The organism is Janthinobacterium sp. TND4EL3 (assembly GCF_900156175.1).
Classification (GTDB): domain Bacteria; phylum Pseudomonadota; class Gammaproteobacteria; order Burkholderiales; family Burkholderiaceae_D; genus Janthinobacterium.
The window spans coordinates 46209-68083 of record NZ_FTMV01000015.1 but is presented as its reverse complement, the minus strand read 5'-3'; the positions used below and the strand labels follow the sequence as shown (position 1 = coordinate 68083).

Genomic DNA, 21875 nt, shown 5'->3' with positions numbered 1-21875 from the left:
TTCAGAGAAATGTTTCCATTTACTTGTTTTGATGATAACCTGAGCGCATGCTGGCTGCCCGCGGGGGCAGCCAGACCAAAACGAGACTGGGAGATCAAATGAAACAGGCATTCGCCACAGGCGCAGGCTGTGCGACGGGCACGGTGTTGTATGGTTACATTTTTACAGCCGAGCATGCCCCGGACTGGCCGCGCGCGCTGTTTGTGGGCGTGTTCGTCTTTGCCCTCGCGCTCATTGCATCGCGCATCTGGCCGAAGAAGACGGGCTAAAAAAAACAGTGCCGGGGGCCATTGCTGGCGCCCGGCACGGTATCTGGCAAATTCCGCCTACTTGACCGTCACCTGTATGCTTTTGCTCAGTTCCGGCCCATACGACTGGTGCGCGCCGTTGGCGAACTGCATCGTCAAGGTGTACTGGCCCGGCGGCAGCTTGACTTCCGTCTCCGTCTGGCCCTTGCCGAAATGCAAATGTTTATCATCCATGGGGATCATCTCGCCCGCCTTCATCGGCCCGGTATTGATCAGCAGATGATGGTGGCCCGTCTTGGCCGTCATGTCGCCGGCCGGCTTGACGTCCATGCCGCTGACGGCAAATTTCACTTTGAACGGGCTGGTCACTGTCGCGCCGTCAACAGGCTCGACGAACGACACGGATTGCGCAAACGCGCTGGCGGCCAACAGGCTGCCGGCAACCAGGACTGCGGCCTGGCGCAGGAATACGGTAGTCAATTGCATGATGTCTCCTCTTGTTTAATAACAACACGGACTGCATGAAACCATATTCCTGGCGGTCGTGGCGCCGGGGACGAGTTAAGCCAATGGTGCCACTGGTGGCCTTGAAACCAGGTTTGCAAGGCCACCCAGCCATCAGTCGTTCTTGATGACGATCGACGGGAATTTACTTGTCATATCCTTCGCCTTTTCCGCCACTTTAATGGCGATGGTGCGGGCGATCTGCTTGTAGATCACGGCGACGGGGCCTTCCGGCTCGGCCACGACGGTGGGCGTGCCCGAATCCGTCTGCTGGCGAATCGCCATGGTCAGCGGCAAGGCGCCGAGGAATTCCACGCCGAAGTCCGCGCACATCTTCGCGCCGCCGCCGGCGCCGAAGATTTCTTCCGCATGGCCGCAGTTCGAGCAGATGTGCGTGCTCATGTTTTCCACCACGCCGAGGATCGGAATGCCGACCTTCTCGAACATTTTCAAACCCTTGCGCGCGTCGAGCAGCGCGATGTCCTGTGGCGTCGTGACGATGACGGCGCCCGTGACGGGCACTTTCTGCGACAGGGTCAATTGAATATCGCCCGTGCCTGGCGGCATGTCGACGATCAGGTAATCGAGGTCGCGCCAGTTGGTCTGGTCCAGCAACTGCTGCAAGGCTTGCGTGACCATGGGGCCGCGCCACACCATCGGCTCGTCCGGATCGATCATGAAGCCGATCGACGACACTTGCAGGCCGTGGTTTTCCATCGGTTCCATGCTCTTGCCGTCCAGCGTCTTCGGCTGGCCGCTGATGCCCAGCATCATCGGCTGCGACGGGCCATAGATATCGGCGTCCAGCATGCCGACGGTGGCGCCTTCGGCGGCCAGGGCCAGGGCCAGGTTGACGGCCGTGGTCGATTTGCCCACGCCGCCCTTGCCGGAAGCGACGGCGATGATGTTTTTCACGTTGCTCATCGGCTTCAAGCCGCGCTGCACCGTGTGCGAAATGATCTTCGACGACACGCCCACGCTGACGTTGCCCACGCCCGGCAGCACGCGCAGCGCGGCCAGCACGGACTTGCGGATCAGGTCGATCTGGCTCTTGGCGGGGTAGCCCAGTTCGATGTCGAGCGAAATGTCGCTGCCATCGACCTTCAGATTCTTGACGGTTTTGCTGGAAACGAAATCTTTGTTTGTATTGGGATCAATAACCTGGGCCAGCGCGGCCTTGACGTCTTCTACTGTGATGCTCATGTAAATCTCCGTGTGTACTACATATGTGCAATACGCGCAGTCTAGCGCAAATTTGCATGGCGCGATGAAGGCAAAAGCATCACTTGCCGGCGCCGCATCTGCTCATATTGCGTTTCCGCTGTTAAAATGTCCTATTATCCATCCCAAAAGTGCATCAATCATGACTCGCAAGCTGTTCGTCACCACTGCCCTGCCTTACGCAAACGCCGCTTTTCACATTGGCCACATCATGGAATACATCCAGGCCGATATCTGGGTCCGGTTCCAGCGAATGCAACGCGATGGCGCAGCCGGCCGTGAAGTGCACTTTGTGGGCGCCGACGATACGCATGGCACGCCCATCATGATCGCCGCCGAAAAGGAAGGCATCACGCCGCAGCAATTCGTCGCCAACATCGCCGCCGGCCGCGCCCAGTACCTCGATGGCTTCCATATCGCCTTCGACAACTGGTATTCGACCGATTCGCCGGAAAACGTTGATCTGTCGCAATCGATCTACCGCAAACTGCGCGATACGGGCCTGATCGTCACGAAAACCGTCGACCGCTTCTTCGACCCGGTCAAGGGCATGTTCCTGGCCGACCGCAACATCAAGGGCGAATGCCCGAAATGCGGCGCCAAGAACCAGTACGGCGACAATTGCGAAGTGTGCGGCGCCGCCTACCAGCCGACCGACCTGGTCAACCCGTTCTCGGTGTTCACCAACGCGACGCCCGTGATGAAGCCGTCGGAGCAATATTTCTTCAAGCTGTCCGACCCGCGCTGCTTCGAATTCCTGAAAAGCTGGCTGAATACGCCAGGCCGCCTGCAGCCGGAAATGGTCAACAAGGTCAGCGAATGGCTGGGCGAAGCGGGCGAAAAGCTGGCCGACTGGGATATCTCGCGCGATGCGCCCTACTTCGGCATCCCGATTCCCGATGCGCCGGGCAAGTTCTTCTATGTGTGGATGGACGCGCCGGTCGGCTACCTGGCCAGCCTGAAAAACTATTGCGACAAGAAAGGCATCGATTTCGACGCCTTCCTGAATGACCCGTCGACGGAACAGATCCATTTCATCGGCAAGGACATCGTTTCCTTCCATTTGCTGTTCTGGCCTGCCATGCTGAAGTTCGCCGATCACCCCGTGATCGACAAACTGAAAGTCAACGTACACGGCTTCCTGACGGTCAATAACGAAAAGATGTCGAAGTCGCGCGGCACCGGTATTTCGCCGCTGCGCTACCTGGACCTGGGCATGAACCCGGAATGGCTGCGCTACTACATCGCCTTCAAGCTGAACTCGAAAGTGGAAGACCTGGACTTCAACGGTGAAGATTTCGTCGCCCGCGTGAACAGCGACCTGATCGGCAAATACGTGAACATCGCCAGCCGCTGCGCCGGCTTCATCGCCAAGCGTTTCGACGGCAAGCTGGCATCGACGCTGTCCGAAGGCGCGCAAAGCTGGATCAACCGCGCACTGACGGCAGACGTCAACGGCGTCATCGTCGAGCGCCAGGCCAGCATCGCCGCGCACTTCGAAAACCGCGAATTCGGCAAGGCCTTGCGCGAAATCATGGAAATCGCCGACATCACCAACCAGTATGTCGATGAAAACAAACCGTGGATCCTCGCCAAGGACGTCGAGAAGACGTTTGACCTGCACGACGTGTGCACGACGGCCCTGATCCTGTTCCGCCAGCTGACGATTCTGCTGTCGCCGGTCCTGCCGGGCGTGGCGAAGAACGTCGCTTCCTTCCTCAACGACGCCGAGTTCACCTGGGCGGATACCCAGGTGTTCGGCGACGCCGTCTCGAACGGCATGCTGGGCCGTACCATCGGCGCCTACAGCCACTTGATGACGCGCATGGATGCGAAGATGATCGAAGCGCTGTTTGACGCACCGCAAGCGGCCCCCGCCATTGCCGCACCGGCCGGCGACGCCGCAAGCGACGCCGCCGTGGCCGCCCCAGCCTCCGCCATCGAAGAACTGGCGCCCGAAATCAAGATCGACGACTTCCTCAAGGTCGACTTGCGCATCGCCAAGATCGTCAACTGCGAACTGGTGGACGGCTCCGACAAGCTGCTGCGCCTGACCCTGGACGCGGGCGAAGGCCGCCTGCGCAATGTGTTCTCGGGCATCCGCTCGGCCTACCAGCCGGAAGAGCTGGTCGGCAAGCTGACGGTGCTGGTGGCCAATCTGGCGCCACGCAAGATGAAGTTCGGCATTTCGGAAGGCATGGTCATGGCCGCCTCCGCCGCCGACGAAAAGGCCAATCCGGGCATCTACATCCTGAACCCATGGCCGGGCGCCGAACCTGGCATGCGCATCCGTTAAGCCCGCTCAAGGACCGATGATGAATATCGTGGTGCGCGAAGCAACAAATGCCGATGCACAACTGATTGCCGAGCTGACCCGCGCTGCGTGGGCCGGCAAGGTGGCAGCCTCGTCCAGCGGGCACCACGAGACGGCCGAGCAAGTGGCGGAGCAGTTACGCCACGGCGGCGGCTTCGTGCTGCTGGTCGACGACGTGCCGGCCGGCTCGCTGCGCTGGATGCCGCTCGACAGCGATCCCGCCATCTGGAAGATTGCGCGCATGGGCGTGCTGCCCGCCTACCGGGGCAGCCACGTCTCGCAGCACTTGCTCGAAGCCATCATTCATCATGGCCTGTCGTGCCAGGCCGAGGAATTGCGCCTGGCCGTGCGGCGCGACCAGCGCAAGCTGATCGATTTTTACGCGGCCTTCGAATTCGACCTGGCCGAGGAACTGGAATATTCGCACGCCAACCCCGCCGAACCGGCGCCGATGGTGATGCGCCGCCTGCTAAGGTATTGATTTTTAGCATTTTCGCCCCTGGCTTGCCCATACAACAACCCGCCAAGCGGCACGGCGCGGTAGAATACGGCCGGCTGACCTTACTTATAAGACACTCAGAAGAGAATATGAAACTGCCTGCAAAACACAATAACTACGTTTCCGACCACACCCTGTTCATCGCCGACCTGAAGGCCAAGAATCCTGGCATGGAAGCGGGCCAGCAAGCGGGCCGCGCCCTGCTGTGGGACAAGCCGCCCGTCAGCATCGATGAGCAGGAACGCCAGATGGCATCGGCCGTCAAGCAACAGGCTTACGTCTACCAGAACAAGAACTAAGATCTGGAACCGGCACGATGCTGCCTGAAGAGTCGGCGGGCACGCCCGGGCACGACGCCCAGGACGTGAACGCGGTCATCGAGTCGCCCGAACCCGCCGCTGGCGGCGACGGCAGCGGCGACCCTGCAGCATCCGCAGGCACGGACACGGCACCGGCCGCCGATCCGGTCGAGGCTGGCATTGCCCGCCTGTATGGCGAGCCCCTGCTGCGCATGCCGACGGATCTGTACATTCCGCCGGACGCGCTGGAAATCTTCCTCGAAGCCTTCGAAGGCCCGCTCGACTTGCTGCTCTACCTGATCCGCAAGCAAAACTTCAACATTCTCGACATTCCGATGGCGCAGGTCACCCTGCAATATCTGAAATATGTCGACCAGATCCGCGTGCGCAACCTGGAACTGGCCGCCGAGTATCTGCTGATGGCGGCCATGTTGATCGAGATCAAGTCGCGCATGCTTTTGCCATCGCGCAAGAGCGACGTCGAGGAGGATGGCGGCGACCCCCGTGCCGAACTGGTGCGCCGCCTGCTTGAATACGAGCAGATCAAGCTGGCCGCCTACGACCTGAACGCCATCCCGCAGTTCGAGCGCGATTTCGTGCGCACGCAGATTTTCATCGAGCAAAGCCTGACGCCCACCTGGCCCGACGTGGAGCCGGTGGACTTGCAGCAGGCATGGCTCGACGTGCTGAAGCGTGCCAAGCTGACCCAGCATCACCGCATCAGCCGCCAGGAACTGTCCGTGCGCGAGCACATGTCGAGCATTTTGCGCCACTTGCAGTCGTCGCGCTTCGTCGAATTCAGCGAGCTGTTCGACATTGCCGGCGGCGTGCCCGTGGTGGTGGTCAACTTCGTGGCCCTGCTGGAACTGGCCAAGGAAACCCTGATCGAAATCACACAGGCAGAACCGTTTGCCCCCATCTACGTCCGGCTGGCGTATTCGCCAGCCTGACCCCTTCCCTTTGTCACTGACCACCGTACAACGGGGTTTTAGCGAAAGCAATCCATGAAAATTATTTCCGACATCGAAGAATTGCGCGACCAGCTCAGCGGACAGCTGCGCACGGCGTTCGTCCCCACCATGGGCAACCTGCACGAAGGCCATCTGTCGCTGATGCGCCTGGCGCGCAAGCATGGCGACCCCGTCGTCGCCTCGATCTTCGTGAACCGCCTGCAATTCGGCCCGAACGAAGATTTCGAGAAATATCCGCGCACCATGGCGGCCGACATCGCCAAGCTGGAAAAGGAAGGCGTGTACGTGCTGTTTGCGCCGACGGAAAAGGAACTGTACCCGGAACCGCAGGAATACCGCGTGCGTCCGCCCGATGACCTGGGCAATACCCTGGAAGGCGAATTCCGCCCCGGCTTCTTCGAAGGCGTGTGCACGGTCGTCACCAAGCTCTTCTCGTGCGTGGGTCCGCGCGTGGCCGTGTTCGGCAAGAAGGATTACCAGCAACTGATGATCATCCGCAACATGGCGCGCCAGTTCGCGCTGCCGACGGAAATCATCGCCGCCGAAACCTACCGTGCCGACGATGGCCTGGCCTTGTCCTCGCGCAATATGTACTTGTCAGAAAGCGAACGGGCGGAAGCGCCGGAACTGTTCAAGGGCCTCAATTTCGTGGCCGAGGAAGTGCGCAAGGGCAACCTGGCCGTGGGCGAACTGGAACAGGCCAGCATGCAGCTATTGAACAGCCGCGGCTGGAAATCGGACTACATCGCCGTGCGCAAGCGCGCCAACCTGCAGGCGCCAAGCGCCGCCGAACTGGCCGCGGGCGAACCGCTGGTGGTGCTGGCCGCCGCCAAGCTGGGGCAGACCAGACTCATCGACAACCTGGAAATTTAACCTACAACAAAACCTGCTGCGCGTCGCGCTTTGCGGCCTGCGATGCTCACCGCGCTTCAACACGGTTGCGCTTCTCGGCCACAACGCTCTGCCGCACGCTACGGTTTTGTCAGATGTTTTAAACGCAGTCACAGCGGGGCCGTTCGGCCCCGTTCCTTTACTTCTCCATCCCCACCAGCTTGAGTTCGGCAAACAGCGGCTTGTTGCTGCCGCGTGCCGCTTGCAACAGCTCATAGCTGGCCGCATCGAGCACGATTTCCTCTCCCGCCCACAGTTTTCGCTGCTTCGCCGGCAGCCTCAGGCTGCGCAGGATGGCCCGCACCTGGGCCGGATCGGCTGCCAGCAGGCGGATGGCGTGCGCATGGCGCTGCGTCCCCGTGAGGATAGGCAAGCCGCCCTCGGGGCCATGCTGGCTCAGGCTGACATAGTCGCGCCCCGCCACGCGGTGCAGATAAGCATGCCGGCCATCAACTTCAGCAGGCAACTGCGCGGCCGGCTCCTGCGCCTCGACGACGCTAGCCGCGACAGGTGCGACGCTGGTTTGTTCAATGCTCACGCCGCAAGCTGCCAGCAAGGCCGTGCTCAGGGCGAAGAATAATACGGGTGCTCGGCGCATGTTGCGCTCCTTCTTGTCGGGGTCGGGGACAAAGGGAATAGTGCAGCGATCATGGGCCAAATTATTTGACGTGTAAAGTTAACTTTGGGAAATATTTAATTCCCGTGCGCAATGACTTGCCATCAGCAAGACCCTGCCTGCCCCTACCCGCCAGACCGGCAATCATTGTTAATGGACTTTGCACAATGAAATCAATATCACCATCTTTATCCATGGATCAATAAAAGCCACAATGGCTGCACTGGCTCATGCGGGCCGCCACCACGACAGGAGAACACCATGAATACAACATCCACCCTGAGCAAGGTCGCCATCGTCACGGGCGGCTCGCGCGGCATCGGCGCGGCCATCGCCCGCCGCCTGGCGCGCGACGGCATGCAGGTCGTCGTCAATTACGCCAGCGGCAAGGAGGCTGCGGACGCGCTGGTGGCGGCCATCGCGGCAGAAGGCGGCACCGCCCTCGCCGTCAAGGCCAACGTGGCCGATGCGGGCGAGGTGCAGGCGCTGTTCGATGCGGCCGTGGCGGCCTTCGGCGGCGTCGACGTGCTGGTCAACAACGCCGGCATCATGCCGCCCGCGCTGCCCACCCTGGCCGACACGGACGAGGCCACCTTCGACAGCCTGTTCGCCATCAATGTGAAGGGCAGCTTCAACACCATGCGCCAGGCGGCGACGCGCCTGCGCCACGGTGGCAGCGTGGTCAACTTCTCGAGCAGCGTGATCGGCCTGGCCCTGCCCGGCTATGCCGTCTACGGCGCCACCAAGGCGGCCGTCGAGACGATGACGGCTATCTTCGCCAAGGAATTGCGCGGCAAGAACATCACGGTCAACGCCGTCGCCCCCGGACCGACGGCCACGGCGCTGTTCTTGGACGGCAAGACGGAAGAAACGATAGCGCGCATGGGCAAGATGGCGCCCCTGGAACGCCTGGGCACGCCGGACGACATCGCCGCCGCCGTCGCCTTCCTGGCGGGCCCCGACGGCCGCTGGGTGAATGGGCAAACCCTGCGCGCGAATGGCGGCCTCGTATAGCACCGGCCAAAACCTACTGCGCGTCGCGCTTTGCGGCCTGCGATGCTCACCGTACCAGAGTACGGTTGCGCTTCTCAGCCACAAATCACTGCCGCTCGCTACGGTTTTGTCCGGCGCATCAGCATCGACGATTTGCTTTCCGTCCACGCCGCAGGCTGGAGCTGAAGCAAGGGACAAAAAAAACGCTGCCAGTTCGCACGGGCAGCGTTTTTCTTGATCGATATCAAGCCGTGATCAGGCGCCGGCTTTTTCCAGCTTCTCGAAAATCTTGTTCAGCTTTTCATCGAGGGTCGCGGCCGTGAACGGCTTGACGACATAGCCGCTGGCGCCAGCCTGTGCAGCAGCGATGATGTTTTCTTTTTTCGCTTCGGCCGTCACCATCAGCACGGGCAGCTTGGCCAGTGCGGGATCGGCGCGGATATGCTGCAGCATCGTCAGGCCATCCATGTTCGGCATGTTCCAGTCCGAGACGACGAAATCGTAGGACTCCGCGCGCAGCTTGGCCAGACCCATCACGCCGTCTTCCGCCTCATCGACGTTGGCATAACCCAGTTCCTTCAACAGATTCCGGACAATGCGGCGCATCGTCGAAAAATCGTCAACGACTAAAAATTTCATCTTTGGATCAGCCATGAATAACTCCGTTGTTTCTGTAGCGGTTTGTTAATAATATCGACATGAATGCCGACATTATGGTCGACACTACGGCAGCAAGTTGTAGGATAGCATTTTCGTTGCTTTTAGGCGAACAAACTTGCCTGAGATCATATAAAACGTGGCTTACACGCGCAAAGCGCGCATGCCATGCGCAGCCAGATACCCCAGCACCATGCCAGGCAAGGCCGTCAAGGCGCCAACCTCATGCGTGGCACCGATGGCGATCGCCTCGCGCGGCATGCCGAACACGACGCAACTGGCTTCATCCTGTGCAAAATTATACGCTCCTGCGGCCTTCATCTCCAGCATCCCTTGTGCGCCATCCTTGCCCATGCCGGTCAGGATCACGCCGACGGCATTTTTACCGGCCGATTGCGCTGCCGAACGGAACAGCACGTCCACGGAAGGACGGTGGCGGTTGACGGGCTCGCCCTGGTCGATCTTGGTCATGTAGTTGGCGCCGCTGCGCGTCAGCGTCAGGTGCGAATGGCCTGGCGCGATGTAGGCGTGGCCGGGCAGCACGCGTTCGCCGCCGGCCGCTTCCTGCACCGAGATCTTGCACAGCGAATCGAGGCGCCGTGCAAACGAGCGCGTAAAGCCTTCCGGCATGTGCTGCGTGATCAGGATGCCGGGACAGTCGGACGGCATCTGCATGAGGAATTCGCGGATCGCTTCCGTGCCGCCCGTGGAAGCGCCCACGATGATCAGCTTCTCGCTCGACGTCAATGGACTGCGCAACGCCGGCAGCGGCGCTGCCGTCTTGTCACCGGCCGACGGCAGCGTGCGCGCGCGGATGCGCGCCTTGGAGGCGGCGCGGATCTTGTCGGCGATCATGTCCGTGTACTCGCGCATGCCGCTCTGGATCGAAATCTTCGGCTTGGTGACGAAATCGACGGCGCCCAGTTCCAGCGCGCGCATGGTGATTTCCGAACCACGCTCGGTCAGCGACGACACCATCAGCACCGGCATCGGGCGCAAACGCATCAGCTTTTCCAGGAAGTCGAGGCCGTCCATCTTCGGCATTTCGACGTCCAGGGTCAGCACGTCGGGATTGGTCTGCTTGATCATCTCGCGCGCCACCAGCGGATCGGGCGCCGCGCCCACCACTTCCATGTCGGGCTGGCTGTTGACGATTTCTGTCATGACACTGCGGATCAACGCAGAATCATCCACGATCAATACCTTGATCTTCATAGTTATCCTTCCAGGCCTTGCGGCCCTTACTCTTTATTAAACCAGTACACCTGAAAAAAACTGCCGCAGGCCGCACAGAGCGACGCGCAGCAGGTTTGGCCGGGTGCTTGTTAAAACAGCTCGATCTCGCCACCCACCGGAGCGACCTTGAGGCGGCTCGCGTAATCGAGCTCGCGGCGTACCAGCGTGTCGTTATGCGTCTGCATCAGCTTTTTCACCAGCACCTTGCCGCTGCGCGGGAAGAAATACACCTTGCGCGGGTGGATGTCGTTCAGGTCTTCGGCCACCACCCGCATCTTCTCCGCTTTCAGGTAGTTGATGACGAAAGCGGCATTGCGCTCGCCGACATTGATCGCCGTGAAGCCGCGCAGCACGGCGCCGCCGCCGAAGACCTTCGCTTCCATGTTCTCGCGCCGCGCTCCCGCCTTCAGCAGATCATTGATCAATATCTCCATGGCGTAAGTACCATAGCGCATCGATGCGGAGATCGGGCTGTTGGTGTCACTGCCGCCGTCGGGCAGCATGAAGTGGTTCATGCCGCCCAGGCCCGTGACACGGTCGCGGATGCAGGCCGATACACAGGAGCCCAGCACGGTGACGATCAGCATGTCCTTGTTGGTGAAATAATACTCTCCAGGCAGGATCTTGGCGGCGTCACAATTGAACGTCCGGTCGTAATAGACGTTAGTGGCAAATTGCTCTTTGGATTCCAGGCTCATATTTCACTCTCATGTACGATGCGACGATGCCTTGGGCGCGGCGCCCCGCGGCTGATCGAGCTCATAGACTGTTTTACCGCGCAGCTTCAATGAATCCGACACGTACAGAAAATTCTCCGAATGGCCCGCAAACAGCAGGGCATCCGGCTTCATCAACGGCACAAAGCGGGACAGGATCTTGCGCTGCGTCGCCTTGTCAAAGTAAATCATCACGTTACGGCAGAAGATGACGTCGAACTGGCCCGTCAGGGGCCAGCTGTCGGCCAGCAGGTTGAGCGGCTTGAAGGTGATCATCTGGCGCAGTTCAGGGCGCACCCGCACCTGCCCCTCGCGATCGCCCTTGCCACGCAAGAAAAAGCGCCGTGCACGGTCGGCCGGCATCTTGTCGAGCCGGTCAAGGTTATAGACCCCATTGGCGGCCGTGGCCAGCACATTGGTGTCGATATCGGTGGCGATGATGGTCACCGGCGGCGTGAGCGTATTGAACGCCTCGCACACCGTCATGGCGATCGAGTACGGCTCCTCGCCGGTGGAACTGGCCGAACACCAGATGGTGATCGGCCCGCTCAGTTTTTTCACGTGCTCGGCGAGCAGCGGGAAATGATGCGCCTCACGAAAAAACGACGTCAGGTTGGTCGTCAGCGCATTCGTAAACGCTTCCCACTCATCGCCCATGCGGCCCGCTTCCAGGTCGTCCAGGTAGCGGACGAACGAGGAAATACCGGTCGCGCGCAGGCGCCGCGCCAGGCGGCTGTACACCATCTCCTGCTTGCTGTCGGCCAGCGCAATGCCGGCCCGCTTGTAAATCATGGCGCGGACCCGCTCGAAGTCCTTGCCAGTGAAGTCAAACTCCTTGACCGAATCCGTTTTAGTTTGCGGCATTTTGTTTTTACCTCTCTATGACTACTCTGACCAATGCCTTTGCAAGTATAACTAGCGGGACCGGGTAGGCGTCAGAACTCTTCCCAATCGTCGCCGCTGGCTGCCGCCAGCTTTTTCGCGGGCGGTGGCGCCGTCCTGCCTTCCGGCTTCGCCACGGCCACGCGCGCCACTGGCGCCTTCGCCGCTGCCACCGCGGTCCGCACAGGCATGACCGGCGCGCTGACGGCAGGCGCCATCTGTTCGCCGCCCAGCTTGAAGATGCTGACCGCACCGGCCAGCTTTTGCGCCTGCTCCTGCATGCTCTCGGCAGCCGCTGCCGCTTCTTCCACCAACGCCGCATTTTGCTGCGTCATCTGGTCCATTTGCGCAATGGCCTGGTTCACTTCCTCGATGCCATGGCTCTGTTCCTGCGTTGCCGCCGTGATCTCGCCCATGATATCGGCCACTTGCCGGATCGACGTGACCACCAGGCCCATGGTCTGGCCCGCCTCGTCCACCAGGCGGCTGCCCGCGTCGACCTTGTCGACCGAGTCGCCGATCAGGCCCTTGATCTCTTTTGCGGCGCCGGCTGATCGTTGGGCCAGATTACGCACCTCTGACGCCACCACCGCAAAGCCCCGTCCCTGCTCGCCCGCGCGCGCCGCCTCGACGGCCGCATTCAACGCCAGGATATTCGTCTGGAAAGCAATGCCGTCGATGACTCCGATAATATCGACGATTTTGCGCGAACTGTCCTTGATCGAACCCATGGTATCGACCACCTGCGCCACCACCTTGCCGCCCTGCTCCGCCACCGACGACGCGGACACGGCCAACTGGTTGGCCTGGCGCGCATTGTCCGCGTTCTGCTTCACGGTCGAGGTCAGCTCTTCCATCGACGATGCCGTCTCTTCGAGCGAACTGGCCTGCGTTTCCGTGCGCGCCGACAGGTCGGCATTGCCGCTGGCGATCTCGCGCGACGCCACGGTGATGGTTTCCGTGCCATTGCGCACATCGCTGACGGTCTTCACCAGGCTGTCATTCATATCCTTGAGCGCCTGCTGCAGCGCGCTCGTTTCATCCTTGCCTTCGACTACCACATGCGACGTCAGCTCGCCCGCCGCCACTTTTTGCGCCACGGCCAGGGCGCCCGACAGCGGCACCGTGATCGAACGCGTGATGAAAATGGCGCACCAGGCGCCAAGCGCCACCGCCACGCCGCCCAGGACCAGCAGCACCGTCATCAGGCGCGCATCGGCCGCCAGTGAGCCGTCCATGAAGCTTTGCTGTGCCACGTGCTGCAAGTCGAGCAGCTTGTTGATGTCAGCCAGGGTCTTGCGGTTCAGCGGATCGATGCGCGTGGCAATCACCTTGGCCGCACCCTCGCTGTTAAACGCCAGCACCTGACCCATCGCTTCCTTGAAGGCGGCATCGACTTCGCCGTCGACCCTGGCGATATCGGCCACCAGCGCTTTTTCGCTATCGGACAAACCCAGGGTAGCCAGCTTCTCGCGCGCGCCATCATACAATTTGCGGTGCTGGCGCACCTTGCCCTCTTCGGCCTGCATCAGGGCCACGTCGCCCTGCAAGCCGATATTGCGCATGGCAATGCCGGTTTCCAGCATCGCGCTCTTCATCAGCGACGCCTGCGTGTTTTTCTCGCCTGCCAGCGCCAGGCCATCCAGCAGCTCCGCCTTGTTACGATAATTCAGGCCATTGGCGGCAACGACGACGACCACCAGAATGACCAGGATGCTGCCAAAACCAAATCCCAGCCGCGTACCTATCTTAAAATCGCGCAAACTCATTACAGTCTCCAATATTTATGTGAACGGCGCGCGCTCAACCAAACGGCGCCGTGTTGTGGCCGGGTCTCTGACGGACCTTGCAGCCTGCCGGCGCGCCTCTGGTCGCGCCGGTACATGCATATCTGTAGTGATACTTGCGGTAAAACTGCGGCGCCCCTGGCGCCGCCAGCCGGCCTTACGCCGCCAGCTTGTCGATCAGGCCCATCTCGCTGCTCGACATCAGCTTGTCGATGTCGACCAGGATCAGCATACGCTCATCGATGGTGCCCAGGCCGATCATGTAATCGGTCGAGAACGCGGTGCCCATTTCCGGCGCCGGCTTCACCTGCTCCGGTGTCAAGGTGGTCACGTCGGACACGCTGTCGACCACCATGCCGACGATGCGCCCGCCAATATTCAGGATGATCACCACCGTGAACTGGTCATACACGGGCGTACCCAGCTTGAACTTGATGCGCATATCGACTACGGGAATGATGATGCCGCGCAGGTTGATCACGCCCTTGATGAACTCAGGCGCGTTGGCGATGCGGGTCACCGCTTCATAGCCGCGGATTTCCTGGACTTTCAGGATATCGATGCCGTACTCTTCGGAGCCCAGGGTAAAGGCCAGGAATTCACGGCCGGCGATATCCTTGCCGTCGCCAGGTTTGCTGCCGGATGCTTGTTGATTATCTGACATGATGAATTTCCTATCTGTTATTTATCTATCTGTGTTGCGAAAAGGGACTCGTCAGCCAGCTGACGAGAAGAACGGATCAGGGCGGCGACGTCGAGAATCAGCGACACGCCGCCATCGCCGAGTATCGTGGCGCCGGAAATGCCCACCACCTTGCGGTAATTTGATTCGAGGTTTTTCACCACGACCTGCTGCTGCCCCACCAGATCGTCGACGAACAGGGCCGCCTTGCGCCCTTCCGTCTCAAGGATCACGCAGATGCCTTCCGAGGGGCTGGTGAAGCGCGGCGCAATGTCGAACATCTGGTACAGCGGGATCAATGGCAGGTATTCGCCGCGCACCTTCACCACCTGGCCCTTGCCACTGATGTCCTTCACATCCTCAACGGCTGGCTGCAGCGATTCGATGACAAAGCCCAGCGGTAAAATATACACTTCGTCGCCGACGCGGATCGACATGCCATCGAGGATGGCCAGGGTCAGGGGCAGCGAGATGGAAATCGTCGTGCCGAAGCCTTTCGCCGAGCGGATGTCGACGACGCCGCCCATGGCGCTGATATTGCGCTTGACGACATCCATGCCCACGCCGCGTCCCGACACGTCGGTCACCGCTTCGGCGGTGGAAAAGCCGGGCGCGAAGATCAGCTGCCACACGTCGGCGTCGCTCATCGTTTCGGACACGTCCAGGCCCTGCTGCATGGCCTTGGCCAGGATGCGCTCGCGGTTCAGGCCAGCGCCGTCATCGGATACTTCGATGATGATATTGCCGCCCTGGTGGCTGGCTGACAGGAACAGCCGGCCCGCTTCCGTCTTGCCGGCGGCCACGCGGGCGGCCGGCATTTCCACGCCATGGTCGATGCTGTTGCGCACCAGATGCGTCAGCGGATCGACGATGCGCTCGATAAGGCCCTTGTCCAGCTCCGTGGCGGCGCCATTCGTGATGAAATCGACCTTCTTGCCCAACTTGGTGGCCAGGTCCCGCACCATGCGCGGGAAGCGCGAGAAGACGAAATCCATCGGCATCATGCGGATCGACATCACCGCTTCCTGCAGGTCGCGCGTATTGCGCGTCAGATGGCTGACGCTGTCGAGCAGTTTTTCGTGCAGCATCGGGTCAAGCGCGCTGGCACGCTGCTCGATCATCGCCTGCGTGATCACCAGTTCGCCCACCAGGTTGATCAGCTGGTCGACTTTTTCGATCGAAACGCGGATCGACGACGACTCGGCGCCGGCCTTGTCGCCCTCTTTCTTGGCCGGCTTCTTTTCCTGCTCCACTTCCGCCACCGCGTTCACCACGGCTTGTACGGCAGCCGCGCCGGTGGTGGCGCCAGCCTTGGCGGCGTCGGCGCGGATCTGTTCCAACGGCTGGAAGAAACCATAGCCCTGTTCGGCTTCGCTCTGCACGCCGGCGGCGGCGCGGATTTCCTCGATCGGCTGGAAGAAGCCATAACCGGGGTCCGCCGCGCCCTGCGCTGCAGGCGCGCCTGGCAGCGGATCGAAGAAACCGTAGCCCTGTGCCTTTTCCTGCGCTGCGCGAGCGGCCTCGGCTTCGCCTGGCGCCAGGGGAGGCGCCTGCGTGATGACCATGTCGTCCGGATTGAGCACGAACGAGCAGATGGCCAGGATATCGTCCAGGCTTTCATGCGTCGTCACTTCCAGCACTTTGCGCGCGTCGGGCAGGGTCGACACCGCCACGTCGCCCAGCAAGCCCAGTTCCGCCGCCAGCGCATCGACTTCGCGCTGCTCCATGGCTGGCAGCTCCAGGCGGAAGCGCTGGCCGCCGGCATGGCTGACGGTTTCCTTTTCGGCCGTGTGGAAGGCCGGCGCGACGGGCGTGAGTGCGGCTACCGGCACGTCCTGCGAGAACGACTGCAGCATCATGCGCACATTGGCCACGGCATCCTGGTCGACGGCACTGCCCAGGCGATGGCCGTCGAGCTGCATCTTGAGGATATCCTTGGCGGCCAAAAAGGCGTCGACGTGTTCCGCCGTCAGGGCCATCTGGCCCTGACGGATGCGGTCGAGCAGCGACTCGAGGATGTGCGTTACCTCGCTCATGTCGGAGAGGCCGAACGTCGACGCGCCGCCCTTGATCGAATGGGCGGTGCGGAAAATCGCATTCAGGTCTTCGGCGTCAGGCGCCGCAATATCGACGGCCAGCAACAGCCGTTCCTTTTCAGCCAGCAGTTCTTCGGCCTCATCGAAAAAGACCTGAAAAAACTGGCTAATATCGATGGTCATAGGGTGACTCCGTCATTTGCATCGTTGCGCTGCGCGGCTGGCATCAGCCGATCACCTTCTTGACCACTTCGATCAGGCGTTGCGGATCGAACGGCTTGACCAGCCAGCCATTGGCACCGGCAGCACGTCCCTTCGACTTCATTTCGTCCGACGACTCCGTCGTCAGCATCAGGATGGGTACCTTCTGGTAGGTCGGCAGCTCGCGCAGCAGCTTGATCAGCTCCAGGCCGTCCATGCGCGGCATGTTCTGGTCGGTCAGCACCAGATCCACGGTTTGCAGCTTGGCTTTTTCCAGCCCGTCCTGGCCGTCGACGGCCTCCACTACCTGGTAACCGGCGGCCTTCAGACTGAACGCCACCATCTGGCGCAATGAGCTGGAATCGTCCACTGCAAGTATCGTTTTGGCCATCTTTGCTCCCACTTATTCCGGGCATCCTGCCCGAGTATTTGATTAATCAATCCATGCAACCGCAAGCGTTCCGCATCCTCATGCTAGAACAGCTCGATGTCGCCGCTTTCCAAATGCTGTTGACTGACAGCCTTGCGCAGCACGCTGCGCAACTCCAGGCTTTGAATCGCCAGCGCCATGCTGACCCGCCCCAGCAAGGCGACAATCTCTTCATTGTCGCTTTCCGGCAGCATTTCGGCGCCGTGCGACCCCAGGGTACCGAGAAACTCGCGCAAGCCCGTCACCCGTTTCAGGGTGCGCTCGATCAGCTGGCTCGTCATGTCCTGAAACTGCATGCTGGTGATGGCGGCATTCACGTAGCCCCCCACCTCATCCTGCAGAGCCAGCAGTTTTTCCCGCTGCTCCGCAGCCGGCACGCCGCCTTCCAGCAGCAGGGCAATGGTGTCCTGCTGCGCCGCGACGGCCGCGTGGATGGCCATGAAATTAAAGGACAGCTTCTCGATCGCCTCTTCCAGCAAGATGCCAGTCTGCACCAGGTCGGTTTCCACCTCCGTCAAGTGCTTGCGGCCATGGTCCGACACGCCAGACAACAGGCGCTTTACATGCGAGCCAAGTATTTTCTTTCTTGTCATAAAGGTCTCATTGTTTCAATACACCACGCGCTGACCAGCCATGCGCGCTATTTTTTCGCCGCGGCCGGAGCGCTAGGCGCCGCTGCGGGGGGCGGCGCGCCGGCCGCCAGCCCCGAGGCAACGGCGGCGCTGGCCGCGTCGGTCACCGGCAACTCGATTGCCGAACCATCGCGCAAGACGTTTTCTTCCGTGCGCTTGTTCATGACGATGATGCTGATGCGCCGGTTGATCGGATTGAACGGGTCCAGCTTGTCCAGATGGGCCGCCGAGCCGAGTCCCACGACGCGCAACACTTTGTCTTCATTCATGCCGCCGATAATCAGTTCGCGCCGCGACGCATTCGCGCGGTCGGCCGACAGTTCCCAGTTACTGTAGCCGGCATCGCTCATGTAGGGCGTCGAATCCGTATGGCCGGACAGGCCGATGCGGTTCGGCACCTCGTTGAGCACGAAGCCGATGGCGTGCAGGATTTCCTTGGTGTACGGTTGCAGATTGGCGTTGGCGAGCGCGAACATGGGGCGGTTCTGCTCGTCAACGATCTGGATGCGCAAGCCTTCGCTGGTGATATCGAGCAACAGCTGGTTCTTGTATTTTTTCAGCAGGGGATTGGCGTCGATGGTCGCTTCGATGCGCGCTTTCAGCGCCTGCAGGCGCCGGCCTTCCTCGCGCTCGAGCGCGGCCTTGGCCGAGTTGAGGTCGAAGGACTTGCGCTGCTGCTCTTCCTGCGCCTTGCGCACCTGGCCATCCTGGCGCGACAGATCCTGCCCGCCGCCCTGGATCACGGAATTGCTCTCGCCGCTGCCGGAGCCACCGGCCATGGCCACCTTCAGCGGCGTCTTGAAGAATTCCGAGATGCCGTTCAGGTCGCCCTTCGAGGTCGAGCCCAGCAACCACATCAGCAGGAAGAACGCCATCATGGCCGTGACGAAGTCGGCATAGGCGATTTTCCACGCCCCGCCATGGTGCCCGCCAGCCGTCTTCTTGATGCGCTTGACGATAATCGGGCGCATGCCTTCATCGGCCATGGCGTTCCCCTTCCCTGTGCTGCAATTGACTCATGATATCCAGGCGTGCCTTCACTGCTTACTTCGTTTTCGATTTCTTGATGTGCTCTTCCAGCTCGTTGAACGTCGGGCGCTCGGTCGAAAACAGCACCTTGCGGCCAAACTCCACGGCCAGCGCCGGCGCATAGCCGTTCAGGCTGGCCAGCAGGGTCACTTTCACGCACTGGAACATCTTGCTCGACTCTTCCAGCTTCTGCTCCAGCAGGCTGGCCAGGGGGCCGACGAAGCCATAGGCCAGCAAGATGCCGAGGAAGGTGCCGACCAGCGCGTGGGCGATCAGCATGCCCAGCTCGGCCGGCGGTATGCCCACCGATTCCATCGTGTGCACCACCCCCATGACGGCGGCGACGATACCGAAAGCGGGCAAGCCGTCGCCCACCTTGGCGATCACGTGGGCCGGCACGGCGCCTTCGTGATGGTGCGTCTCGATCTCGTTATCCATCAGGTTCTCGATCTGGAACGCGTCCATATTGCCCGACACCATCAGGCGCAGGTAATCGGTCATGAATTCGACGATATGGTGGTCGGCCAGCACGGCCGGATACTTGGAAAACAGCGGGCTCTCCTCCGGCTTGTCGATATCGCCTTCGATCGACATCAAACCTTCCTTGCGCACCTTGCTGAGCACTTCGAACAGCAGCGACATCAGCTCCATGTACAGTTCCTTGGTATAGCGCGAACCCTTGAACAGGCTGGGCAAGGCGGCGATCGTCGCCTTGATCGCCTTGTTATTGTTACCGACAAGGAAGGCGCCCAGAGCCGCGCCGCCGATCATCAGCAGTTCCAGCGGCTGGAACAGCGCCGCCAGATGGCCGCCCGCCAGCGCAAAGCCGCCAAAGACCGAGGCGCAGACGATGATGTATCCGATTATGACTAACAAGTGCCCTGACTCCCAATTAGGACCGGGCTCGCGCGCCCGGCATGCTCAAACCAGTTCCCGGCAGCCGGCGGCTGTGCCACCGGCGGGGAACAGCGACAAAAAAGTAACCAAAAGTTAATTGAAATGGCCTGCATTTCAACACAATTTCAACAAAATGCCGTGTGGAACTACAATAACGTGAGATTGTCCTCCGGGCAAGCAAATAACGCAGACAATTGCTTAAAAGCACCATAAGTAGAGCAAGGGACCACCCTCTGTGGCGGCAATGGTCTTATCGGGCTCGCGCGCCGCAATCTTGAATTCGTAACTAAGAAGCATGCCTCCAGGCAACATTTCCCGTTCGGCCTTGATCCACAGGGCCGCCATCGCCGCTGGCGACAGGTAGGCAAACACCACATCGTAGTGGCCGAAGTCGAGCGCATCGTAATCGCCGCGCAGGAAGCGCGCGCGGCTGCCGCCCGCCAGTGCGCGCAGCCGGCTCAGCAGCCATGGCAAGGGCGCCAGTTCGATGCCGCAGAATTGCCCGTCGGGTCGCCGCCGCGCCAGCTCCAGCACCAGGCCGCCCAGGCCGCTGCCGATATCGACGCAGCGCACGCCGGGGCGCTCCGCGATCAGTTCTGCCACGGCCTGCCACACGGCAGGTCCCGATGGATAAAACGGCACTTGCGTGCGAAACGTGGACCAATACAGGCTCAGCAAGAAGACAAACACCAGCAGAAAAAAGAGCGGCGGCAAGGCCAGCAGGCTGGCGCCCAGCAGGGCCGGCGCAAACAGCAAACCGATCACGCACCACCAGCGCGCCAGTCCGGCGCGCCAGGTCATCAGCGCCGCCAGCACGCCCTGCAGCAACGCCACCACCGGCAGCGACATGGTCGCGCCGGCGCGCGCCATGCCATAGACGAGCAACAACATCAGGGGAAAGGCCAGCACCTGGATCAGCAGGGCCTTGAGCGCGGGCGCGCGCAGGATTTGTTGCAGCATGGACAGATAGAGGGAGGAAAACGCCAGTGTAAGCGAAAGTGCCATGAAAAAACCGGAGTCCGGTCTGGCGACCGGCTCCGGCTTTCACTATGAAGATGATAGGCGCGGACGAATCAGGCAGCCAGGCCGGAAGGCATTGCCGCCGCCACATCGCGCGCCTTCTTGGTCTTGCCGGCACGCGAAGGCATGTGGCACAGGCCGCAGACATAATCGGCGTTCAGGTCGAGGCAGTTGACGACAAACTTGCCGCCGCATTTGCCGCAGGGTGCCATGTCCAGCATCTTGCTGCTGAAGAAACGTACCAGTGTCCAGGCGCGGGTCAGCGACAGCAACGGCTCTTCGCCCGCCTCCGGCGGCATTTGCTCCAGGTACAGCTTGTATGCCTTCATCACCGCTTCGATGCCCGTGGCGCCGGCGTGGTCGACGAGGAATTTATGGATATTGATGAACAGCGAGGAATGGATATTCGGTTGCCAGGTGAGGAACCAGTCGGTGGAAAACGGCAGCATGCCCTTGGGTGGGGAGACACCCTTCAGTTCCTTGTACAAATTCAACAGACGCTCGCGCGACAGCGACACTTCCGTCTCCAGCAGTTGCAGGCGGGCGCCAAGCTGTATCAATTCGATGGCCAGCTGGATTTCCTGCGCTTCCGATACGACACTTTTCTTGGCCATGCTGTGTACTCCGCTACTGACTGATACCAACTAACTGATACTGACTGAAGCTTGCCAGCCATACGTTCAGGGCGAGGCAACGCCGCCAAGGACGATTTGGGCGAACCTCAAGCGATTTCTTCGACGCCCTGACCGGCCATCAGGATGGCGGCATGCGACTGCGCCAGCGAACGGTCTTTATTATAGTTCGTCAACATGCCGAGGATGGCGCTATCGTCGAAGCGGAAACGGGCCAGCATCATATTGCCACCAGCCAACTTCAGGATTTGCGCATTGCTCATGCCTTCGATCAATTCGGCGATTTCTGCGGAAATACCCAAACGGAAGATGGCCGTTACCTTGTCCGCACGAATCATTTGCTGAGCCAGCATCAGGTAGCTCAGGTTAGCGTCGCGAATCTCAGCCATCATATCGTTAGCAGTCATTTCCATCTCCTCAATCCGTTGAATTCAGCTGGCGTTGTGTGTTGCCAGTGAGATACATTCTGCAGGAGCAACATC

25 protein-coding genes are annotated in these 21875 nt (G+C 60.9%); 7 read left to right on the top strand and 18 right to left on the bottom strand.

From position 1 onward, the window contains the following. The first annotated feature begins 98 nt into the window (after window positions 1-98). On the top strand, window positions 99-269 hold the full coding sequence (locus BXA07_RS30870) for a hypothetical protein (protein WP_170909708.1): 171 nt from the start codon (window positions 99-101) through the stop codon (window positions 267-269). A gap of 57 nt (window positions 270-326) precedes the next feature. On the opposite strand, the gene BXA07_RS21665 is transcribed toward BXA07_RS30870, so the two are convergent. Beyond that, on the bottom strand, window positions 327-734 hold the full coding sequence (locus tag BXA07_RS21665) for a DUF4399 domain-containing protein (RefSeq protein ID WP_076570780.1): 408 nt from the start codon (window positions 732-734) through the stop codon (window positions 327-329). A 132-nt stretch (window positions 735-866) separates the two neighbouring features. After that, entirely contained in the window at window positions 867-1955 is a 1089-nt protein-coding gene (apbC, locus tag BXA07_RS21660) for an iron-sulfur cluster carrier protein ApbC (RefSeq protein WP_071324456.1), read from the bottom strand. Between the two features lie 160 nt (window positions 1956-2115). Here apbC and metG point away from each other — a divergent pair, with 160 nt between their 5' ends. From metG to panC, 5 genes are all read left to right on the top strand, one after another. Then, window positions 2116-4269 carry a methionine--tRNA ligase gene (gene metG, locus BXA07_RS21655; RefSeq protein WP_076570779.1) on the top strand — a complete coding sequence of 718 codons (2154 nt, stop codon included), beginning with the start codon at window positions 2116-2118 and terminating at the stop codon, window positions 4267-4269. Window positions 4270-4288: 19 nt separating this feature from the next. Further along, entirely contained in the window at window positions 4289-4768 is a 480-nt protein-coding gene (locus tag BXA07_RS21650; protein ID WP_076570947.1) for a GNAT family N-acetyltransferase, read from the top strand. A gap of 107 nt (window positions 4769-4875) precedes the next feature. After that, on the top strand, window positions 4876-5085 hold the full coding sequence (locus BXA07_RS21645; RefSeq protein WP_076570777.1) for a DUF3460 family protein: 210 nt from the start codon (window positions 4876-4878) through the stop codon (window positions 5083-5085). A 17-nt stretch (window positions 5086-5102) separates the two neighbouring features. Beyond that, entirely contained in the window at window positions 5103-6035 is a 933-nt protein-coding gene (locus tag BXA07_RS21640) for a segregation and condensation protein A (protein WP_076570776.1), read from the top strand. Window positions 6036-6089: 54 nt separating this feature from the next. After that, on the top strand, window positions 6090-6929 hold the full coding sequence (gene panC, locus BXA07_RS21635) for a pantoate--beta-alanine ligase (RefSeq protein ID WP_070219724.1): 840 nt from the start codon (window positions 6090-6092) through the stop codon (window positions 6927-6929). Between the two features lie 157 nt (window positions 6930-7086). On the opposite strand, the gene BXA07_RS21630 is transcribed toward panC, so the two are convergent. Together BXA07_RS21630 and BXA07_RS30865 are read right to left on the bottom strand one after the other, a co-directional pair. Continuing rightward, on the bottom strand, window positions 7087-7545 hold the full coding sequence (locus tag BXA07_RS21630; protein ID WP_076570774.1) for a hypothetical protein: 459 nt from the start codon (window positions 7543-7545) through the stop codon (window positions 7087-7089). Between the two features lie 61 nt (window positions 7546-7606). After that, window positions 7607-7759 (bottom strand): hypothetical protein, encoded by a 153-nt coding sequence (locus BXA07_RS30865; protein ID WP_170909707.1) that lies wholly within the window; start codon window positions 7757-7759, stop codon window positions 7607-7609. Window positions 7760-7824: 65 nt separating this feature from the next. Here BXA07_RS30865 and BXA07_RS21625 point away from each other — a divergent pair, with 65 nt between their 5' ends. Continuing rightward, the gene (locus BXA07_RS21625; RefSeq protein ID WP_076570773.1) at window positions 7825-8577 is read left to right on the top strand and encodes a glucose 1-dehydrogenase; all 753 of its coding nucleotides are present in this window, start codon (window positions 7825-7827) and stop codon (window positions 8575-8577) included. Between the two features lie 234 nt (window positions 8578-8811). Here BXA07_RS21625 and cheY read toward each other — a convergent pair whose 3' ends face one another. From cheY to flhD, 14 genes are all read right to left on the bottom strand, one after another. Then, a complete protein-coding gene (gene cheY, locus BXA07_RS21620) occupies window positions 8812-9210 on the bottom strand; it encodes a chemotaxis response regulator CheY (protein WP_010396677.1) in 399 nt (132 codons plus the stop codon). Window positions 9211-9357: 147 nt separating this feature from the next. Beyond that, window positions 9358-10428, bottom strand: a complete 1071-nt coding sequence (locus BXA07_RS21615; RefSeq protein ID WP_076570771.1) for a protein-glutamate methylesterase/protein-glutamine glutaminase — start codon at window positions 10426-10428, stop codon at window positions 9358-9360. Between the two features lie 110 nt (window positions 10429-10538). Next, complete coding sequence (gene cheD / locus BXA07_RS21610) at window positions 10539-11147, bottom strand: chemoreceptor glutamine deamidase CheD (RefSeq protein ID WP_076570770.1); 609 nt, start codon at window positions 11145-11147, stop codon at window positions 10539-10541. Between the two features lie 9 nt (window positions 11148-11156). After that, window positions 11157-12029 (bottom strand): CheR family methyltransferase, encoded by an 873-nt coding sequence (locus BXA07_RS21605; RefSeq protein WP_034778025.1) that lies wholly within the window; start codon window positions 12027-12029, stop codon window positions 11157-11159. Between the two features lie 71 nt (window positions 12030-12100). Then, window positions 12101-13816: a methyl-accepting chemotaxis protein gene (locus tag BXA07_RS21600; protein WP_076570768.1), complete on the bottom strand. Its 1716-nt coding sequence runs from the start codon at window positions 13814-13816 to the stop codon at window positions 12101-12103. A gap of 175 nt (window positions 13817-13991) precedes the next feature. After that, window positions 13992-14498 (bottom strand): chemotaxis protein CheW, encoded by a 507-nt coding sequence (locus BXA07_RS21595; RefSeq protein WP_076570767.1) that lies wholly within the window; start codon window positions 14496-14498, stop codon window positions 13992-13994. 17 nt (window positions 14499-14515) lie between these two features. Further along, a complete protein-coding gene (cheA, locus tag BXA07_RS21590) occupies window positions 14516-16735 on the bottom strand; it encodes a chemotaxis protein CheA (RefSeq protein ID WP_076570765.1) in 2220 nt (739 codons plus the stop codon). Between the two features lie 43 nt (window positions 16736-16778). Further along, window positions 16779-17144 (bottom strand): response regulator, encoded by a 366-nt coding sequence (locus BXA07_RS21585; protein WP_034758362.1) that lies wholly within the window; start codon window positions 17142-17144, stop codon window positions 16779-16781. Between the two features lie 83 nt (window positions 17145-17227). Beyond that, window positions 17228-17776: a chemotaxis protein gene (locus tag BXA07_RS21580; RefSeq protein WP_076570764.1), complete on the bottom strand. Its 549-nt coding sequence runs from the start codon at window positions 17774-17776 to the stop codon at window positions 17228-17230. A 47-nt stretch (window positions 17777-17823) separates the two neighbouring features. Then, complete coding sequence (gene motB, locus BXA07_RS21575; RefSeq protein WP_076570762.1) at window positions 17824-18801, bottom strand: flagellar motor protein MotB; 978 nt, start codon at window positions 18799-18801, stop codon at window positions 17824-17826. 58 nt (window positions 18802-18859) lie between these two features. After that, window positions 18860-19720 (bottom strand): flagellar motor stator protein MotA, encoded by an 861-nt coding sequence (motA, locus tag BXA07_RS21570; RefSeq protein WP_076570761.1) that lies wholly within the window; start codon window positions 19718-19720, stop codon window positions 18860-18862. 219 nt (window positions 19721-19939) lie between these two features. Continuing rightward, entirely contained in the window at window positions 19940-20746 is an 807-nt protein-coding gene (locus tag BXA07_RS21565) for a class I SAM-dependent methyltransferase (RefSeq protein WP_244556352.1), read from the bottom strand. Between the two features lie 68 nt (window positions 20747-20814). Continuing rightward, complete coding sequence (gene flhC / locus BXA07_RS21560; RefSeq protein WP_076570757.1) at window positions 20815-21375, bottom strand: flagellar transcriptional regulator FlhC; 561 nt, start codon at window positions 21373-21375, stop codon at window positions 20815-20817. Between the two features lie 107 nt (window positions 21376-21482). Beyond that, window positions 21483-21800 (bottom strand): flagellar transcriptional regulator FlhD, encoded by a 318-nt coding sequence (flhD, locus tag BXA07_RS21555; RefSeq protein WP_076570756.1) that lies wholly within the window; start codon window positions 21798-21800, stop codon window positions 21483-21485. Window positions 21801-21875 lie beyond the last annotated feature (75 nt).

Excerpts from the sequence above, each read along its gene's own strand:
- BXA07_RS21645 (WP_076570777.1), top strand. The coding sequence starts at position 4,876 with ATGAAACTGCCTGCAAAACACAATAACTACGTTTCCGACCACACCCTG.
- BXA07_RS21595 (WP_076570767.1), bottom strand. The coding sequence starts at position 14,498 with ATGTCAGATAATCAACAAGCATCCGGCAGCAAACCTGGCGACGGCAAG.
- panC (WP_070219724.1), top strand. The coding sequence starts at position 6,090 with ATGAAAATTATTTCCGACATCGAAGAATTGCGCGACCAGCTCAGCGGA.
- BXA07_RS21630 (WP_076570774.1), bottom strand. The coding sequence starts at position 7,545 with ATGCGCCGAGCACCCGTATTATTCTTCGCCCTGAGCACGGCCTTGCTG.
- flhC (WP_076570757.1), bottom strand. The coding sequence starts at position 21,375 with ATGGCCAAGAAAAGTGTCGTATCGGAAGCGCAGGAAATCCAGCTGGCC.
- BXA07_RS21585 (WP_034758362.1), bottom strand. The coding sequence starts at position 17,144 with ATGGCCAAAACGATACTTGCAGTGGACGATTCCAGCTCATTGCGCCAG.
- BXA07_RS30865 (WP_170909707.1), bottom strand. The coding sequence starts at position 7,759 with ATGGATAAAGATGGTGATATTGATTTCATTGTGCAAAGTCCATTAACA.
- flhD (WP_076570756.1), bottom strand. The coding sequence starts at position 21,800 with ATGACTGCTAACGATATGATGGCTGAGATTCGCGACGCTAACCTGAGC.
- BXA07_RS21650 (WP_076570947.1), top strand. The coding sequence starts at position 4,289 with ATGAATATCGTGGTGCGCGAAGCAACAAATGCCGATGCACAACTGATT.
- motB (WP_076570762.1), bottom strand. The coding sequence starts at position 18,801 with ATGGCCGATGAAGGCATGCGCCCGATTATCGTCAAGCGCATCAAGAAG.
- BXA07_RS21640 (WP_076570776.1), top strand. The coding sequence starts at position 5,103 with ATGCTGCCTGAAGAGTCGGCGGGCACGCCCGGGCACGACGCCCAGGAC.
- BXA07_RS21615 (WP_076570771.1), bottom strand. The coding sequence starts at position 10,428 with ATGAAGATCAAGGTATTGATCGTGGATGATTCTGCGTTGATCCGCAGT.
- BXA07_RS21580 (WP_076570764.1), bottom strand. The coding sequence starts at position 17,776 with ATGACAAGAAAGAAAATACTTGGCTCGCATGTAAAGCGCCTGTTGTCT.
- cheD (WP_076570770.1), bottom strand. The coding sequence starts at position 11,147 with ATGAGCCTGGAATCCAAAGAGCAATTTGCCACTAACGTCTATTACGAC.
- BXA07_RS21565 (WP_244556352.1), bottom strand. The coding sequence starts at position 20,746 with ATGGCACTTTCGCTTACACTGGCGTTTTCCTCCCTCTATCTGTCCATG.
- BXA07_RS30870 (WP_170909708.1), top strand. The coding sequence starts at position 99 with ATGAAACAGGCATTCGCCACAGGCGCAGGCTGTGCGACGGGCACGGTG.
- BXA07_RS21600 (WP_076570768.1), bottom strand. The coding sequence starts at position 13,816 with ATGAGTTTGCGCGATTTTAAGATAGGTACGCGGCTGGGATTTGGTTTT.
- metG (WP_076570779.1), top strand. The coding sequence starts at position 2,116 with ATGACTCGCAAGCTGTTCGTCACCACTGCCCTGCCTTACGCAAACGCC.
- cheA (WP_076570765.1), bottom strand. The coding sequence starts at position 16,735 with ATGACCATCGATATTAGCCAGTTTTTTCAGGTCTTTTTCGATGAGGCC.
- BXA07_RS21665 (WP_076570780.1), bottom strand. The coding sequence starts at position 734 with ATGCAATTGACTACCGTATTCCTGCGCCAGGCCGCAGTCCTGGTTGCC.
- BXA07_RS21625 (WP_076570773.1), top strand. The coding sequence starts at position 7,825 with ATGAATACAACATCCACCCTGAGCAAGGTCGCCATCGTCACGGGCGGC.
- BXA07_RS21605 (WP_034778025.1), bottom strand. The coding sequence starts at position 12,029 with ATGCCGCAAACTAAAACGGATTCGGTCAAGGAGTTTGACTTCACTGGC.
- apbC (WP_071324456.1), bottom strand. The coding sequence starts at position 1,955 with ATGAGCATCACAGTAGAAGACGTCAAGGCCGCGCTGGCCCAGGTTATT.
- cheY (WP_010396677.1), bottom strand. The coding sequence starts at position 9,210 with ATGGCTGATCCAAAGATGAAATTTTTAGTCGTTGACGATTTTTCGACG.